This is a genomic window from Pseudomonas sp. N-137 (assembly GCF_034555295.1).
Lineage (GTDB): Bacteria > Pseudomonadota > Gammaproteobacteria > Pseudomonadales > Pseudomonadaceae > Aquipseudomonas > Aquipseudomonas rhizophila.
The window spans coordinates 147,865-163,638 of record NZ_JAXUDQ010000029.1 but is presented as its reverse complement, the minus strand read 5'-3'; the positions used below and the strand labels follow the sequence as shown (position 1 = coordinate 163,638).

Below are 15,774 nucleotides of genomic sequence, written 5' to 3'. Positions count from 1 at the left end.
GTCCATCATCATGGAATGGCTATCGGAATTTGGTGCCATCGCGGCGATGCAGGGGTTCAACGGCTTGTCCGTGTTCTGCGTGCTGCTGTTGATGGCATTGGGGTTGGCGATCATTTTCGGCCAGATGGGGGTCATCAACATGGCCCACGGCGAGTTCCTCACGATCGGCGCCTACACCACCTATGTCTGCTCGAGCCTGACCAGTCATTTCGCCCCGTGGTTTCAACCCTATTATTTTTTCATCGCCATCGCCCTGTCGTTCCTGATGGCCGGGGCCATCGGCTGGCTGGTGGAGTGGGCGATGATCAGTCGGCTCTACAAGCGTCCACTGGACACATTGCTGGCGACCTGGGGGCTGTCCCTGGTGATGCAGCAGACCTTCCGTTCGGTGTTCGGTGCCCGTGAAGTCAGCGCGACGCCGCCGGAGTGGCTGATGGGCTCGTTCAACTTCACTGAGTCCATCGAGATCCCGCGCAACGGTCTGTTCATGATGGCCCTGACCCTGCTGCTCACCGGGGCCATTTTTCTCTTGCTCTACCGCTCACGCTGGGGCCTGCAAGTGCGGGCCACGGTGCAAAACCGACTGATGAGCCGAGCCGTGGGCATCAATACACGCAAGGTCGACCGAATGACCTTTGCCCTCGGTTGTGGTGTCGCGGGGGTGGCCGGCGCGGCCTTTACCACCATCGGCTCCACCGGTCCCACCGCGGGCTCGCAGTACATCGTCGACACCTTCCTGGTGGTGGTCTTCGGCGGCGCACAAAGCCTGTTCGGCACCATTGCGTCGGCGTTCGTCATTGCCCAGACCCAATCGATTTCGGAGTTTTTCCTCAGTGGTTCGATGGCTAAGGTGCTGACCCTGTCCGGGGTGATTCTGATCCTGATGTTGCGCCCTCAAGGGTTGTTCTCCATCAAAGTGCGCAAGTAGAGGCGAGCCAATGAAGCTTTTAGACAAGATGCTGGCGGGCAAGCAGAACCTGTTGGGCGTGGCCCTGTTGGCGCTGCTGATCTTCGTGGTCTTCCCGCTGACCCTGGATGCCTTTCGCCTGAACATGGTGGGCAAGTACCTGACCTATGCCTTCGTCGCTGTCGGCCTGGTGTTGTGTTGGGGCTATGGCGGCATTCTCAGCCTCGGGCAAGGGGTGTTCTTCGGCGTCGGCGGCTACTGCATGGCGATGTTTCTCAAGCTCGAAGCCTCCGACCCGCAGAGCACCAAAATCCAGTCGACGCCGGGCATTCCAGATTTCATGGACTGGAACCAGATCACCGAACTGCCGTGGCTCTGGGTGCCGTTCCACAGTTTCAGCTTCACCCTGCTAGCGGTGATCCTGGTGCCGGTGGTGCTGGCCTTCATCATTGGCATGGCGCTGTTCAAGCGGCGGGTGGGGGATGTTTATTTCTCTATCGTCAGCCAGGCCATCGCGCTGATTCTCACGGTGCTGATCGTCGGCCAGCAGGGCCTGACCGGCGGGGTCAACGGCATCACCGATCTCAAGACTCTGCTCGGCTGGGACCTGCGCAGCGACAGCGCCAAGCTGCTGCTGTACTTCATCAACGCGGCCTTGTTGTTCGGCTGCATTTTCATCGGCCGTTTCGTCCTCGCGTCGAAGCTCGGGCGGCTGCTGATGGCGATGCGCGATAGAGAGGAACGGGTGCGCTTCTCCGGTTATGACGTAGCCAGTTTCAAGATTTTCGTGTTCTGCATCGCCGCTGCCTTCTCGGCCATTGGCGGCGCCATGTTCGCCTTGCAGGTGGGCTTCATGTCGCCTTCGTTCGTCGGCATCGTGCCGTCCATCGAGATGGTGATCTTTGCCGCTGTCGGCGGGCGCATGTCGCTGCTCGGCGCGGTGTATGGGGCCTTGCTGGTGAACTACGGCAAGACCTATTTCTCCGAGTCGTTCCCCGAATTATGGCTGTACCTGATGGGCGGGCTGTTCATTGCCGTGGTCATGTACTTCCCCAATGGCTTGGCCGGACTCTGGGACAGCCATGGCCGCCAGACCCTTGGCCGTCTATTGCGGCGTCCCTCGCAGCAAGCTGCCGTTGCCGAACCCCTGCCAGAGGCGCCGCGCACCGCGCCGCCAGCCTCGGCTCCTGAACGTCCTTCGCTGGAGACGCAGCCATGACCGCCGTGGGTTTTCAAATGAACAAGCCGGTGCTGGTTATCGAGGGGCTGACGGTGTCCTTCGACGGTTTCAAGGCCGTGGACAACCTCAACCTGTACATCGACCGCAATGAAGTGCGGGTGGTGATCGGGCCCAACGGCGCAGGCAAGACCACGGTGCTCGACCTGATCTGCGGCAAGACCCGCGCCACCAGCGGGAGCATTCAGTTCGATGGTCAGGAGCTGACCAAGATGCGCGAGTACAACATCGTCCGTGCCGGTGTCGGGCGCAAATTCCAGAACCCGTCGATCTACGAAAACCTCACGGTGTTCGAGAACCTGGAGATGTCCTACCCGGCGGGGCGCAAGGTGTTGGGCGCGTTGTTCTTCAAACGCAGTGCCGCAGTGATTGCCCGGGTTGAAGAGGTGGCGCGGGAGATCTTTCTCGGCGAGCTGTTGCAGCAACAGGCCGATCTGCTGTCCCACGGCCAGAAGCAGTGGCTGGAGATCGGCATGCTGCTGATGCAGAACCCTGACCTGTTGATGCTCGATGAACCCGTCGCCGGGATGAGCGTCAACGAACGCGTCCAGACCGCAGAACTGCTCAAGCGCATCAGCCAGGGACGCTCGGTGCTGGTGATCGAACACGACATGGAATTCGTCAAGAGCATCGCCCATAAGGTCACGGTGCTGCACCAGGGCAAGGTCCTGGCCGAGGGCAGCATGGAGTCGGTGCAGAACAACCCGAAAGTCATCGAAGTCTATTTAGGCCATTGAGGAAGCAGGCATGTTCAACGTAGACAAGCTGTCCTGTGGTTACGGCCAGAGCCAGATCCTCCACGACCTCGACCTGGCCGTGGCCAAACGCGAAATCGTCGCCGTGATGGGACGCAACGGTATGGGCAAGACCACGCTGTTCAAGAGTTTGATGGGCATCCTTCCGCAGTGGCGGGGGCAGGTCAGCATCGATGGCCAGGAGGTCTCGAACCTGGAAACCCACGAGCGGGTGGAACTCGGCATCGCCTATGTGCCCCAGGGGAGGATGATTTTCCCCAGCATGACGGTGTTGGAAAATATTCAGACCGGCCTGCCAGCATCGGCCCGGGGCCAGGTCCCCGAAGATCTTTATGCGTTGTTTCCGGTGCTTCACGACATGCGCTCGCGCAAGGGCGGCAATCTCTCGGGCGGGCAACAGCAGCAACTGGCCATCGCCCGGGCGCTGGCGACCAATCCCAAGGTGTTGTTGCTCGATGAACCTACCGAAGGCATCCAGCCGTCGATCATCAAGGACATCGCCCGCACTTTGAAAGAGATCCGCAACCTGCGCGACCTGACCATTGTGGTCTCCGAGCAGGTGCTGTCATTCACCCTGGAAATCGCCGACCGCTTCCTGGTGATCGAGAAGGGCCGCTTCGTGATTGAAGAGACCCGGGACAAGGTCGACGAAGCCACCATCAGTCGCTACCTCTCTGTGTAGGTGCGGCCGGGCGGCGCGATGGTTTATCGGCCCCCTTTGTTGCAGCTGGCAAGCCAGCTCCTACAGGGGTACGTCATCCAACGTATTGGCCGATTCGGGCCGCCATTCGAGACTGGTTCCAACGCGGTACACCCCCAATGTTCAGGAGCTTCGCCATGACCGATACCTTGATCAAAGTCGACCTCAACCAGCCCGCCACCGAGAACGAACAGATCCATAACCGCTGGCATCCGGACATTCCCATGGCTTGCTGGGTCAAGCCAGGGGATGACTTTATTCTTGAGACTTACGATTGGACCGCCGGCGCGATCAAGAACAACGACGACGCCTCGGATGTGCGTGACGTCGACCTGTCCACCGTGCACTACCTGTCCGGTCCAGTGGGCGTGCATGGCGCCGAGCCGGGGGATCTGCTGGTGGTCGACCTGTTGGACATCGGTGCCAAGGCCGAATCCATGTGGGGCTTCAACGGTTTCTTCTCGCGGCAGAACGGCGGCGGATTCCTCACGGATCACTTTCCCAGCGCACAGAAAGCCATCTGGGATTTCAAAGGCATGTTCACCAGCTCGCGGCACATTCCCGGGGTCAACTTTGCCGGCCTGATCCACCCCGGATTGATCGGTTGCCTGCCCGACCCGGTAATGCTCGCCGACTGGAACCGCCGTGAGCAGGAGCTGATCGATACCAACCCGACCCGCGTGCCGCCCTTGGCCAACGCCCCGCTGGCCGCCACCGCGCACATGGGCAAGCTCAAAGGCCAGGCCCGGGATGATGCCGCGGCCACCGGCGCACGCACCGTGCCGCCGCGTGAACATGGTGGTAACTGCGATATCAAGGACCTGTCCCGGGGCTCGAAGATTTTCTTCCCGGTCTACGTCAACGGCGCCGGGTTGTCGGTGGGAGACCTGCACTTCAGTCAGGGCGACGGCGAGATCACTTTTTGCGGTGCAATCGAGATGGCCGGCTGGGTGCATATGAAAGTCGAGCTGATCAAGGGCGGCATGGCCAAGTACGCAATCAAGAACCCGGTGTTCAAACCCAGCCCGATTATCCCGACCTACCAGAACTACCTGATCTTTGAAGGTATCTCGGTGGATGAAGCCGGCAAGCAGCACTACCTGGACGTCAATATCGCGTACCGCCAGGCCTGCCTGAATGCGATCAACTACTTGACCAAGTTTGGTTATTCGCCCGCCCAGGGCTATGCACTGTTGGGTTCTGCGCCGGTGCAAGGGCATATCAGCGGCGTGGTCGACATCCCCAACGCCTGCGCGACGCTCTGGTTACCCACCGAAATCTTCGAGTTCGACATCAACCCCAACGCCAACGGCCCCATCAAACACCTCGACGGCAGTATCGATCTGCCGATCGCCCCGGACCTGTGAGACACGCCCGAGCCCGATCAATGTCCGGAGAGCGCCATGCCGACCTATGAGTACGAATGCCAAACCTGTGGCTGTTTCACAATGTTGCGGCCTATGGCCCAACGGCACGAGCCGTGCCAGTGCCCGTTTTGCGCGGGCCCAGGAGGGCCGTTGCTGTTGTCTGCGCCGGCGCTGACGACGTTGTCGAGCAGTCAACGCCAGGCCATGGCGACCAACGAGCGAAGTGCCCACTCACCGCAGACCCTTGGTGAGTACCAGCAGAACCGTCGTCACCCCAGTGGGTGCAGTTGTTGCGCACCGAGCAAACCGCTGGCCCCGACCAAAGCCAATCCTCAGGGGCTCAAGAGTAAAACCGGCTCCAGACCTTGGATGATCAGCCATTAACAGAGGTAAATTTCATGCGTCATGGTGATATTTCCAGCAGCCCGGATACCGTGGGTGTCGCGGTCGTCAATTACAAAATGCCGCGGCTGCATACAAAAGCCGAGGTCATTGAAAACGCCCGCAAGATTGCCGACATCATCACTGGTATGAAAAGCGGTCTCCCCGGCATGGACCTGGTGGTGTTTCCTGAATACAGCACCATGGGCATCATGTACGACCACGATGAGATGATGGCGACTGCCGCCAGCATTCCAGGCGAAGAGACTGCGATCTTTTCCGCCGCGTGCCGTGCGGCAGACACGTGGGGGGTGTTTTCCCTGACCGGTGAGCGGCATGAGGAACACCCTCACAAAGCCCCGTACAACACGTTGGTGTTGATCAATAACCAGGGCGAAATCGTCCAGAAGTATCGCAAGTGCATTCCCTGGTGCCCCATAGAAGGCTGGTATCCGGGTGATCGGACCTATGTCTGCGAGGGGCCGAAGGGCTTGCAGATCAGCTTGATCATTTGTGATGACGGTAACTACCCGGAGATCTGGCGCGACTGTGCAATGAAAGGGGCGGAGTTGATCGTCCGCTGCCAGGGCTATATGTACCCGGCCAAAGAGCAGCAGGTGATGATGTCCAAAAGCATGGCCTGGGCCAATAATTGTTATGTGGCAGTGGCCAATGCCGCCGGCTTCGATGGGGTTTACTCCTACTTTGGTCACTCGGCGATCATTGGCTTCGACGGTCGCACTCTGGGCGAATGCGGTGAAGAGGAAATGGGCATTCAGTACGCACAATTATCCGTTTCGCAAATCCGCGATGCGCGAGCGAACGACCAATCACAGAATCATTTGTTCAAGCTGCTGCATCGCGGTTACACCGGGGTCTATAACTCCGGGGACGGCGACAAGGGAGTGGCTGACTGCCCGTTCGACTTTTACCGCACCTGGGTACTGGATGCGCAGAAAGCCCAGGAAAACGTCGAAAAACTTACCCGTCGCACCGTCGGCGTGGCTCATTGCCCGGTGGGAGAGATTCCCCACGACGGTAAAGAAAAACACGCAGGCTAAACCATGCCTTTCGTGAATGATCGCATCGACCCAAACCACCCACAGCCTAGCCTGACCAACGCATCACCGGCAGCAGATTTGTTGACCTCACGCTTCGTCTTCAATCCCGCTCAGGTCATGGCGTTGTTGCGCAGTCGAATTGTCGGCCAGGAACAAGCCATGAGCGCGGTCGAGGCGTTGCTAAACGTGGTTAAGGTCGATATTGGTGAACGTGAGAGGCCGTTGACGGTGAACCTGTTCATGGGGCCGACCGGTGTCGGCAAGACCGAAATCGTCCGTCTGCTGGCACTGGCCATACACGGTCGCTCCGATGCTTTTTGTCGCATCGACATGCACACCCTGGCCCAGGAGCATTACTCGGCGGCGCTCACCGGAGCGCCACCTGGTTATGTGGGGAGTAAAGAGGGCGTCAGTCTGTTCAATAGCAAATTGATTCAAGGTACCTACAGTCGCCCAGGCATCGTGCTGTTCGATGAACTGGAAAAGGCCAGCAAGGAAGTGGTGCGCAGCTTGTTGGGCATTCTTGAGAACGGCCAACTGACCTTGGCGGGCGGTAGCCGAACGCTGGATTTTCGCAATAGCCTGATCTTCATGACCAGCAACATTGGAGCCCGGCAAGCGACCACCTACAGGGAACGTTTTTCACGCGGCTGGCGGCGCTGGCTCGGCATCGCCCCACAAGGTGAGCAGGCTATGTTGGAGCAAGCGCTGCACGCGTGGTTCGAACCGGAATTTCTAAACCGTATTGATCGCATCCTGGTTTTCCAGCGCATCGAAACCCAATGGCTGGAAGCGTTGTTGCAGATCGAACTGAACAAACTCAACCAACGTCTCGGTCAGCATCGTCGTACGCTGGTCCTGGACGTTGCGGCAAGCGACTGGCTGTGCCGAAAGCATGACCCACGCTTTGGTGCTCGGGCTCTGACAAGGCGAGTGCGGGTTGAGCTGGAGCCTGCGATCGCTGAGTGTATGCTGGCTCATCCGCAGGCAATGCAGATGACTGCGACGGTCGAATCAAACCGGCTCACGGTTGTTCCAGCGCAAAGCACTGTGTTCAACGCATCAACGCCAAAGGATTTTCCTGCAACATCACCGAACTGTGGAGGGTAGCCAGTGCTTCCTTGAGTAAGGATTGCTCCTGCGCATCCTTGGATTTCTTGCTCTCCTTGGCGGCGTACTCCAGCAATACCAAGTGACTGCGGCTGGCTGAAGCTTCCTTCGGCACCACGGTCTCTTCAATCAGTTTGCCCGTGACGTACTTCTGTGTCCGTGTGTCCTGGCTGGCGTGTTGCGTGACGGAGGCTTTGGTCAGTCGGCCATCCTTGTAGGCGAGGCTGGCCGAGCTGCTGGCCTTGTCATTCACTTGTACGTAGAGATAGTTCTGCGATTCGTAATCTTTGCCCAGCGCAGGTGCTTTCCCGCCCTTCAGGCTTTTGTGAAAGCTGGCCGATAGACTCGATTGCTGGGTTTGATCGATCTTGCGGTCACGCATGATGGAGCCTGCGACGACAGTCTTTTGCGAGAGGGTATAGGCAAAGCTATCGAGTTCAGACAGGTGCATCGGGTTGGACGCCTTGTTAGTCTGAGTGATGGACGCCTCGAAGTCTGCCAGTCCGGTCAATAGGCCTTTGTCCGCCGCATTACGGGTCAATCGGTCAGGTAGGGTAGTGCCCTGTGGGTAGTGGCTGTTCATGGCGCTGAACGCATCCTTGAACATCTCCATCAGGGCCGCCTTGGCGTTGCCACGCTCCTGCACTCGGTCAAACTGGGCAAGGTAGCTGTTCAGTGCGTTGGCCTGTTGCTTGGCATCGCCCAGGATTGCGCTGTTCTTCAGGTCAACGCTCAGGTTCAGTTTGCCCTCCGGACCGCTCATTTGCGTGGTGCGGCGTTGGTTGTCGGCGCTAAAGGCGAGGGTCAGATCTTCACCGTCCACACCCTTCAGTTTGGCGTTCAGGTCAATGGATGCCAATACGCTGGAGTCAAACTGCGTCAGCTTGCCCAGGTCGAGCTTGGGCGGCTCGGCGGTCAACCCGTCGACAGCCGCCTGAAAGGCACTGCTCAGAGCGCCAATCGCCTTGAGTTCCTCCTCGCTCAGCGGGCCACCATTCACCGTCGCCTGGACGCCAAGACCATCGTCCTGGCTTGTCAGGCTGAAGGTGACCGTCTTGCCGCTGGCGGTCTTGATGCTGAGACTGATCAGGTTGTCGGCTTTATTGTGCAGCAGCGTCTGTTCGGATTTTATCCCGGCGACGTCGTAAGCCCTGTCCGTGGTGGTATGGAGCACTGACTGGGAAATGCTCGAACCATTCTTGGCGAACTGCTCCACCAAGACCGCACCCAGGCGGTGAAAGCGGTTGGCTATCGACAGCGATCTGGGGTTGGTTCCCATGATGTTGGTGATAGCGTCCTGACCTTCCTTTTCCCAAACACGAACATTCTCCTGGCCAGGCAGTTGCCCGAGGCGGGTATAGGTCTGTGATTCAACATCGACCACCGGGCTGCCCAGGCTGACGATTGCCGACGGTCGAGCCGGGAAGACATCAGCACTGTCTATCGCTGTTGCAGGCGATGCCGCGACAGCGGAGCGAGTCTGGAGGGGAATGGCGGAAGTGATCGAGGATAGGGTAGTCATGACAGTCCGTGTCAACAGAGCAGAGTTACACTCAATGTAGTGAATACACCACCCGATTGAAAGCGGGCTGGGTGAAATAAATGGCAAAGAGCTATTATGCATTTGCCCGTTAGCGAATTCCCGGAGCGGTTCAGCCCAATCTGAAGAGATTGGGCTTTTTTCACGCCTTGAGAAACGGCGTTCCCAGGCTTGTGGTCGACACTGTCGCCGTCAGAAGACCAGCTTGAACAGGGCGATGACCACGATCAGGCCGATTATGAAAATGATACCTACGGTGCCGCCAAGAAATTTCAACATAATGATGCTCTCATCGGATGGGCTTAATTTTCTAGACCACCCTCGACAACGCTCGTTTCGTTGAATTTCACCCGCAGTGATCAATGAACCGCCCAAGACCTCGGAACAGGCACCTGATCAAACTTCGAAACGGTCTTGATCCAGTAGCGCCGATAGTCGGTCTGGTCCGGCGCCAGGGGTTTGTGGGTTGACCATGGATGCTCCGCCTTCAGGCTCGCCCGGTAGGCTTCCCATTCTTTCTGCTCGGCCACTTCCCTGGCTTTGGTCCTGTCATCGAACCAACCCAGGACGTACGCTTCGCCCTGATCCGTGCCGTGTGCTATCAGCAGATAAATCTCTGTCATTACCTGATCCGCCGTTCAATCCTGAAACCCAGTCACTGGGGTCTTACCTTGGGTATCGGCAGTTTTTTTGTGTTGTTGAGGTTTATTGATGAGTGGCGTGCGGTTGAAGTCTGCCCCGTAGCAAACGCCCTTAGTCTCGCCGCTCGGCTACTAACAGTAACGACTGCGGCATCGCACTTTGCGGGTGCTGTGGCTCCTGTAGGCCGGCGAGACGAAAGCCGGCCATGTCCAGTGCGTTGAGCCAACTGGACAAGGTTCGCAAGTACCACGGCATGGGTTGCCACTGTCCCTTGAAACCGGTGAAAGTCTCTTCCCGCCAACCATCCTGGTAGTCGTCCGCTGCCATGACCCACGGGTGCAGCGTCTGAATCACCAGCGTACCGCCAGGGGCGAGCAGGGCGTTCATGGCTGCGAGCAAAGGGACGATGTCTTGATGCAGCAGAGCGAAGTTGGCGCAGATCACGTTGTAGTCGCTGCCGATGTCCACCTTGGCCTGCGCCAGCTCTTCGTAGCTGGCCAAATATACCCGCGAAGAACCGGCGGCCCGCGCGGCCTCAACCAGCGTCGCATCGCCATCTACACCCACCACCTCGATACCTCGTTCAGTCAGGGCACGCAACAACCAGCCCTCACCGCAACCCAGGTCGAGCACACGCTCGGGTTGACGGCCTAGCACCGCCAGTATGATGGCCTGGTTGGTGACCTTGAGACGGCTTTCGAGGGTGCCGGTGCGGATGGCTTCGATCCAGGATTGGGCGTTGTGGTGCCAGCTTTGGAGGAGGGCGGATTCGCAGGTGGGCATTTCGACTCTCCGGGTGGGTGGTTAATGCAAGGATAGGACAAATGCTAATGGAGGCTTTGCCTGCCAGAGATACCGCTCAGGCAATTCGTGTGACCGAGAAACGATGGCGATAAGGCTGATGGTCGACTTCAAGACATATGTCTGTTCATGTCAACAAAATGTACTCACATGTACATTTTAGGGTCGTAGAGGTACATTGGTTTATGTATTTTGAAGGAGGCATGGGATGTCCCAGTTAGGGAAAGCACGTGGCAAGGCTCAAGACGCAGGCTGGCGGGGTTCGCCGGAGGGGTGGCTGGAAGCGGCCTACGAGGCTCTGAAGGAGTCGGGCATCGATGCTGTTCGGGTCATGCCGCTGGCCAAGCGCCTGGGCTTGTCACGCACCAGCTTCTACTGGTTCTTCGAGGACCGCGAGCAGTTGCTGGCGGCTTTGTTGTCTCGGTGGCGGGAGACCAATACCGGGGGCTTGATCAGGCAAAGCGAAAGTTATGCCGAAAGCATTTCCGAGGCGATCCTGAATGTGTTCGAGTGCTGGCTCAACCCGCAGTTGTTCGACTCGCAGTTCGAGTTTGCCGTGCGCAGTTGGGCGCTACAGTCCGCTGAAGTGGCTCAAGAGGTCGCTGCCGTAGACGAGCAGCGGATGAATGCTCTGGCGAGCATGTTCAAGCGCTTCGGTTATGACAGCCAAGGCGCTGATACCCGGGCCCGAACGATTTATCTGACGCAGATCGGCTATATCACCATGAATACGAGTGAGCTGATCACTGTGCGCTTCCAGCGCATTCCGCATTACGTGAGTATTTTCACCGGCAAAGTCCCCAAGCAGCGCGAGCTGGATCGCTTCTATGGGAAGTTCGGCTATGCCGAAAAGGAGCCTGGGATCTTTGTTCCCTTGACCGACACTTTCGAAGGCAGCACCGATGATCAATGAGACCGTGGGGATCATTGGCGGTACCGGCTGGCTGGGCGGGTCGATTGCCAAGGCGGTGCTGGCGAAGGGACTGTTGTCGGCGGCAAACCTGGTCATTTCCAATCGTTCAGGAAACCACCCGTTGGCTCAGCAAGGTGCTTGCCTGGTCGCGGACAACCAGGACCTGGTGGATCGCAGCGACGTCGTGATCATCGCCGTTCGCCCCGAGCATTTCGCCAGCCTGAACATCAACGCGACGGGTAAAATCGTTATTTCCCTGATGGCTGGGATTGGCGCACAGACAATTGCTGCACAGACCTCGGCTGCGGCAGTGGTGCGGGCGATGCCCAATGCGGCGGTGGAGATCGGGCAGTCCTTTACGCCTTGGTATTGCTTTGCAGAGGTAGCGGCAACGACGAAAAGCCTCGTGCAGCGCTTGTTCGAGTGTGTAGGCACGGCGGCAGAGGTGCAGCAAGAAGACTTCATCGATTACCTCTCGGCGCTCTCGGGTACGGGCCCGGCTTTCCCTGCTTTGTTGATGACGACGCTGGCCAATCAGGCGATGGCTGCCGGCATTCCTTGCGACATCGCTCAACTCGCCGCGAAAAATGTGGTGGTAAGCAGCAGCCAGTTGTTGGCCAGTCACGATGCCCAACACATGATCGACGCCCTGGTGGCCTACCGTGGGGTGACGGCTGCCGCCTTGCAAGCGATGATCGATGGGCACTTCGAGGAGCAGGTGGGCAGGGCGTTGCAGGCAGGTGCAGCGGTTGCTCGTCAGGGGCTTCAAACCTGAAAAACGCAGCCCCTGCGCGATCGGGGCTCGTGTGTGTATCGGTTGCTGGGGTAGCAGTTACCACCGTATCGCGAGCAGGCTCACTCCCACATTCAATCTTCAGTCGATCTAAAATTCATGTCCAACACAGACCCCCTGTGGGAGCGAGCCGGCTCGCGATGACAACAGCACATCCGGCATCCATGTAGCTGAACCACCGCTATCGCCAGCAGGCTCGCACGGGGTGAAAGTCAATGTTAAGTCTCAAAAATGCCCCTGACTCATGGGGTCAGGGGCATGACCTTCAGACGTCTTTCACCAGCCGCAGTGCATCGTAGATAGCGGCGTGGGTATTACGTGCCGACACCGCGTCGCCGATCCGGAACAGTTGGAAACGACCCTCGGGGTTGGTCACGATATTTTGGGTTTTCCCGGCGATCAGATCGTGCTGTTCAACCGCACCGTTGTTGCTCGAATGCGGGCGCAGGTCGAAGTACAGATCGTCCAGGGGCAGGGTGCCGTGGTTGATCACCACCTGATCGACCACGCGCTGCTTGTGCACTTGGCCATAATCGCTGCCGAAGCTGGCCACCAGCTGACCGTCGCGCGTCTCTACGGAGTCGACGCGATAGGTGACCGTGAAGGTGACGTTCAGGTCCTGCAGGCTGCGCATGTAAGGCACCAGGTTCATCGCCATCACCTCCGGCGCAAACGACCGGTCCGGCGTGACGATCTCCAGTTGTGCGCCGCTGTTGGCGATGATTTCGGCAGCCTGTAGCGCCGCGTGGTCGCCGGCGTCGTCGAAGATCAGCACGTTCTTGCCAGGCTTGACGTCGCCGGAAATGATGTCCCAGGTCGACACCACCAGTTCATTGCCCTGCTTGAGCACCTCGGTGTGCGGCAAGCCGCCTGTGGCGACGATCACCACGTCCGGTTCCTCGGCGATGACGGTCTCGGCTTCGGCCCAAGTGTTGAAATGGAACTTCACGCCCAAGCGTTCGCATTGCGCCATGCGCCAATCGATGATGCTGATCATCTCGCGACGCCGTTCGCTCTGCGCGGTCAAGCGGATCTGGCCGCCGGGTTGGTCAGCCACCTCGAACACCGTGACGTCGTGGCCGCGCTCGCCGGCGACCCGCGCTGCCTCCAGGCCCGCCGGGCCGGTACCGATCACCACCACCTTGCGCTTGGTGGGTGCCTTGGGGATCTCGTGGGGCATGGTGGTTTCGCGCCCGGTGGCGGCGTTGTGGATGCAATACGCGGCGCCACCCTGATAGATACGGTCCAGGCAGTAGTTGGCGCCGACGCAGGGGCGGATGTCTTCTTCGCGTTTTTCGATAATTTTGCGCACGATGTGTGGATCGGTCATGTGCGCCCGCGTCATGCCGATCATGTCCACCTTGCCCGAGGCGATGGCGTGGCGTGCCGTGGCCACGTCCGGGATCTTGGCCGCATGGAACGTCGGGAAACCGGTGGCCGAGCGGATTTCGCCGGCAAAATCCAGGTGCGGCGAGTTACGCATGCCTTGGATCGGAATCACATCGGTGAGGCCCGCATCGGTATCGATGTGACCGCGAACGACGTTGAGAAAATCCACCAGCCCGCTGTCCTTGAGCATGTGGGAAATCTGGATGCCGTCTTTGGCACCGAAGCCGCCCGGCAGGTTTTCATCGCCGGTGTAGCGCACTCCCAGCAGGAAGTCCTCGCCGCAGCGCTGGCGGATGCCACGCAGCACATCAAAAGTGAAGCGCAAGCGGTTTTCCAGCGAGCCGCCGTAGGGGCCGTCGAGGTCGTTGGTCAGCGGCGACCAGAATTGATCCATGAGGTGCCCGTACGCCTGTAACTCCAATCCATCAAGGCCTGCGGCCTTCATGCGTTCGGCGGCATCCACGTAGTCCTCAATGATCCGGTCGATGTCCCAGTCTTCCAGTTTCTTCGGAAAGGCCCGGTGGGACGCTTCGCGGCGATGAGAGGGCGATACGACCGGGAGCCAGTCGGCCTTGTCCCAGCGTGTACGCCGTCCCAGGTGGGTCAGTTGAATCATCACCGCGGCGCCATGTTCATGGCACTCGTCGGTCAGGTCCTTCATCCATTTGACCACCTCATCCTTGTACGCCAGCACGTTGTTGAACACCGGCGGGCTGTCACGGGAAACGGCAGCGGAACCTGCGGTCATGGTCAACGCCACGCCGGCCTTTGCCCGTTCAACGTGATACGCCCGGTACAGGTCCTTCGGCATGCCATCGACGGGGTAAGCGGGCTCATGGGAGGTGGTCATGATCCGGTTTCTGAGTGTCAGGTGTTTGATCTTGTAAGGCTGCAGCAAGGGGTCGCTGGACATGGTGTTGCGCTCCGGAGCAGAACGTCAGGCGTGGTTTTGACATAACGGTAAGTTGGATGTTCATGTGTGTCAATGATTCAGACAGTGGTGTACATTTTTCTTGCGCCGTCAAAATGCCAGGATTAAGATCGGCTCGCAGCGAGGTGATTTGGCTTGCTCGGGGTGAGGGACTCCAGGCTTGGGCTCAAGAGGGCTAGAGGCACTGAAAATGTCTGCCGCAGTGAACGGCGCCATTGACCCCAACGTGAACGTAGAGATCAAAACCGCCTGAAGATGAGGGCGCTTTTGCGCTCATGAGTGAAGGTGATTGCTTCTGCTGTCCTGCCAACAACAACTCACACAGAACGCGGAGAGGCACTATGGTTACGTTATCCAGTAAGACTTTTAGCGGCTGGCTTGCAGGCCTGTGTATGGTCTTTTGCAGCTTGCTTGCCCATGCCGAGGAGCCTGCGCCTGTGCGCATTGGATGGGTGAATTGGTCGGATACGGAAATCGCTGTAAAGCTGGCAAGCACCGCCCTGCAAGACCACCTCAAGCAACCGGTCAAACTGGTGCTGGCCGATATCGGCATTCAGTTCCAGGCGCTGGCTAACGGTAATATCGACCTGATCCCGATGGTCTGGCTGCCGAGCACTCACAAAGCCTTCTATGACAAGTACAGCGACAAGCTCGAAGACCTTGGCGTGTTGTATGAAGGTCGGATCGGTATGGCGGTGCCAACTTCCATTGCCGCCAGTGAGATCGCCAGCATCGAGGATCTCAACAAACCAGATGTGCGGGAAAAGCTCGGCGGCAAAATCCTCACTTCAGAAGTGGGCAACGGCCAATACAAGCTGACAGAAAAAGCCATTGAGCTATACAAACTCGATGGCTACAAAATGGTTGCTTCGTCCGAATCCGGGATGTTGAGTGAGTTGGATCGTAACCTCAAGCGTGACAAATGGTCTTTGGTCAACGCCTGGAGCCCGCATTGGATGTTCTCCAAATGGTCGCTGCGCTATCTGGATGATCCCAAGAAGATTTTTGGGGGCGCAGAGCAGATTCACGCGGTGGCCCGCAAAGGTTTTAGCGCGGAGTATCCCGACGTCGCCCGCTTCTTCACTCACTTCAATATTCCTCAAGCTGACCTTGAGAGATTGATGGCGGCGGCGCGGGACAGTTCGGCAGACAAGGTGGTCGCCGAGTACTACGCAGCCAACAAACCGCGCTTCGAGGCCATGTTTGGCGGGCAAACCGCATCGGTGACAACAGGGCCGCAATGACTC

15 protein-coding genes are annotated in these 15,774 nt (G+C 58.7%); 11 read left to right on the top strand and 4 right to left on the bottom strand.

Annotated elements, in window-relative coordinates:
• Positions 1 to 10 precede the first annotated feature (10 nt).
• From urtB to T3A99_RS20495, 8 genes are all read left to right on the top strand, one after another.
• Complete coding sequence (gene urtB / locus T3A99_RS20530; protein ID WP_047229347.1) at positions 11 to 928, top strand: urea ABC transporter permease subunit UrtB; 918 nt, start codon at positions 11 to 13, stop codon at positions 926 to 928.
• Positions 929 to 938: 10 nt separating this feature from the next.
• Positions 939 to 2,126 (top strand): urea ABC transporter permease subunit UrtC, encoded by a 1,188-nt coding sequence (gene urtC, locus T3A99_RS20525; RefSeq protein WP_047229348.1) that lies wholly within the window; start codon positions 939 to 941, stop codon positions 2,124 to 2,126.
• Positions 2,123 to 2,881 carry an urea ABC transporter ATP-binding protein UrtD gene (gene urtD / locus T3A99_RS20520; RefSeq protein WP_139050669.1) on the top strand — a complete coding sequence of 253 codons (759 nt, stop codon included), beginning with the start codon at positions 2,123 to 2,125 and terminating at the stop codon, positions 2,879 to 2,881. Before urtC ends, urtD begins: the two co-directional genes overlap by 4 nt.
• Before the next feature lie 10 nt (positions 2,882 to 2,891).
• Positions 2,892 to 3,581 carry an urea ABC transporter ATP-binding subunit UrtE gene (gene urtE / locus T3A99_RS20515; protein WP_047229350.1) on the top strand — a complete coding sequence of 230 codons (690 nt, stop codon included), beginning with the start codon at positions 2,892 to 2,894 and terminating at the stop codon, positions 3,579 to 3,581.
• A gap of 155 nt (positions 3,582 to 3,736) precedes the next feature.
• Complete coding sequence (fmdA, locus tag T3A99_RS20510; RefSeq protein ID WP_047229351.1) at positions 3,737 to 4,966, top strand: formamidase; 1,230 nt, start codon at positions 3,737 to 3,739, stop codon at positions 4,964 to 4,966.
• Between the two features lie 36 nt (positions 4,967 to 5,002).
• A complete protein-coding gene (locus T3A99_RS20505; protein WP_047229352.1) occupies positions 5,003 to 5,350 on the top strand; it encodes an FmdB family zinc ribbon protein in 348 nt (115 codons plus the stop codon).
• A gap of 14 nt (positions 5,351 to 5,364) precedes the next feature.
• A complete protein-coding gene (locus T3A99_RS20500; RefSeq protein WP_047229353.1) occupies positions 5,365 to 6,408 on the top strand; it encodes an aliphatic amidase in 1,044 nt (347 codons plus the stop codon).
• Positions 6,409 to 6,411: 3 nt separating this feature from the next.
• On the top strand, positions 6,412 to 7,518 hold the full coding sequence (locus T3A99_RS20495) for an AAA family ATPase (protein WP_322834742.1): 1,107 nt from the start codon (positions 6,412 to 6,414) through the stop codon (positions 7,516 to 7,518).
• Here T3A99_RS20495 and T3A99_RS20490 read toward each other — a convergent pair.
• From T3A99_RS20490 to T3A99_RS20480, 3 genes are all read right to left on the bottom strand, one after another.
• Complete coding sequence (locus T3A99_RS20490; RefSeq protein ID WP_322834741.1) at positions 7,463 to 9,040, bottom strand: lactate dehydrogenase; 1,578 nt, start codon at positions 9,038 to 9,040, stop codon at positions 7,463 to 7,465. The two genes, T3A99_RS20495 and T3A99_RS20490, sit on opposite strands and share 56 nt — an antisense overlap.
• 377 nt (positions 9,041 to 9,417) lie before the next feature.
• Complete coding sequence (locus T3A99_RS20485; protein WP_047229356.1) at positions 9,418 to 9,681, bottom strand: hypothetical protein; 264 nt, start codon at positions 9,679 to 9,681, stop codon at positions 9,418 to 9,420.
• Positions 9,682 to 9,811: 130 nt separating this feature from the next.
• Entirely contained in the window at positions 9,812 to 10,483 is a 672-nt protein-coding gene (locus T3A99_RS20480) for a class I SAM-dependent methyltransferase (protein ID WP_322834740.1), read from the bottom strand.
• A gap of 226 nt (positions 10,484 to 10,709) precedes the next feature.
• On the opposite strand from T3A99_RS20480, the gene T3A99_RS20475 reads away from it, so the two are divergent.
• Together T3A99_RS20475 and T3A99_RS20470 are read left to right on the top strand one after the other, a co-directional pair.
• Positions 10,710 to 11,414, top strand: a complete 705-nt coding sequence (locus tag T3A99_RS20475; RefSeq protein WP_107322866.1) for a TetR/AcrR family transcriptional regulator — start codon at positions 10,710 to 10,712, stop codon at positions 11,412 to 11,414.
• Complete coding sequence (locus tag T3A99_RS20470; RefSeq protein WP_107322865.1) at positions 11,404 to 12,189, top strand: pyrroline-5-carboxylate reductase family protein; 786 nt, start codon at positions 11,404 to 11,406, stop codon at positions 12,187 to 12,189. Before T3A99_RS20475 ends, T3A99_RS20470 begins: the two co-directional genes overlap by 11 nt.
• A gap of 283 nt (positions 12,190 to 12,472) precedes the next feature.
• Here T3A99_RS20470 and T3A99_RS20465 read toward each other — a convergent pair whose 3' ends face one another.
• Positions 12,473 to 14,509: an NADH:flavin oxidoreductase gene (locus tag T3A99_RS20465; RefSeq protein ID WP_107322864.1), complete on the bottom strand. Its 2,037-nt coding sequence runs from the start codon at positions 14,507 to 14,509 to the stop codon at positions 12,473 to 12,475.
• Between the two features lie 359 nt (positions 14,510 to 14,868).
• Between T3A99_RS20465 and T3A99_RS20460 the strand changes: the two genes are divergently transcribed.
• On the top strand, positions 14,869 to 15,771 hold the full coding sequence (locus T3A99_RS20460) for a glycine betaine ABC transporter substrate-binding protein (protein WP_076385501.1): 903 nt from the start codon (positions 14,869 to 14,871) through the stop codon (positions 15,769 to 15,771).
• The last annotated feature ends 3 nt before the right edge of the window (positions 15,772 to 15,774 follow it).

Coding starts and splice junctions, on each gene's coding strand:
- urtB (WP_047229347.1), top strand. CDS start 11: ATGGAATGGCTATCGGAATTTGGTGCCATCGCGGCGATGCAGGGGTTC.
- urtC (WP_047229348.1), top strand. CDS start 939: ATGAAGCTTTTAGACAAGATGCTGGCGGGCAAGCAGAACCTGTTGGGC.
- urtD (WP_139050669.1), top strand. CDS start 2,123: ATGACCGCCGTGGGTTTTCAAATGAACAAGCCGGTGCTGGTTATCGAG.
- urtE (WP_047229350.1), top strand. CDS start 2,892: ATGTTCAACGTAGACAAGCTGTCCTGTGGTTACGGCCAGAGCCAGATC.
- fmdA (WP_047229351.1), top strand. CDS start 3,737: ATGACCGATACCTTGATCAAAGTCGACCTCAACCAGCCCGCCACCGAG.
- T3A99_RS20505 (WP_047229352.1), top strand. CDS start 5,003: ATGCCGACCTATGAGTACGAATGCCAAACCTGTGGCTGTTTCACAATG.
- T3A99_RS20500 (WP_047229353.1), top strand. CDS start 5,365: ATGCGTCATGGTGATATTTCCAGCAGCCCGGATACCGTGGGTGTCGCG.
- T3A99_RS20495 (WP_322834742.1), top strand. CDS start 6,412: ATGCCTTTCGTGAATGATCGCATCGACCCAAACCACCCACAGCCTAGC.
- T3A99_RS20490 (WP_322834741.1), bottom strand. CDS start 9,040: ATGACTACCCTATCCTCGATCACTTCCGCCATTCCCCTCCAGACTCGC.
- T3A99_RS20485 (WP_047229356.1), bottom strand. CDS start 9,681: ATGACAGAGATTTATCTGCTGATAGCACACGGCACGGATCAGGGCGAA.
- T3A99_RS20480 (WP_322834740.1), bottom strand. CDS start 10,483: ATGCCCACCTGCGAATCCGCCCTCCTCCAAAGCTGGCACCACAACGCC.
- T3A99_RS20475 (WP_107322866.1), top strand. CDS start 10,710: ATGTCCCAGTTAGGGAAAGCACGTGGCAAGGCTCAAGACGCAGGCTGG.
- T3A99_RS20470 (WP_107322865.1), top strand. CDS start 11,404: ATGATCAATGAGACCGTGGGGATCATTGGCGGTACCGGCTGGCTGGGC.
- T3A99_RS20465 (WP_107322864.1), bottom strand. CDS start 14,509: ATGTCCAGCGACCCCTTGCTGCAGCCTTACAAGATCAAACACCTGACA.
- T3A99_RS20460 (WP_076385501.1), top strand. CDS start 14,869: ATGGTTACGTTATCCAGTAAGACTTTTAGCGGCTGGCTTGCAGGCCTG.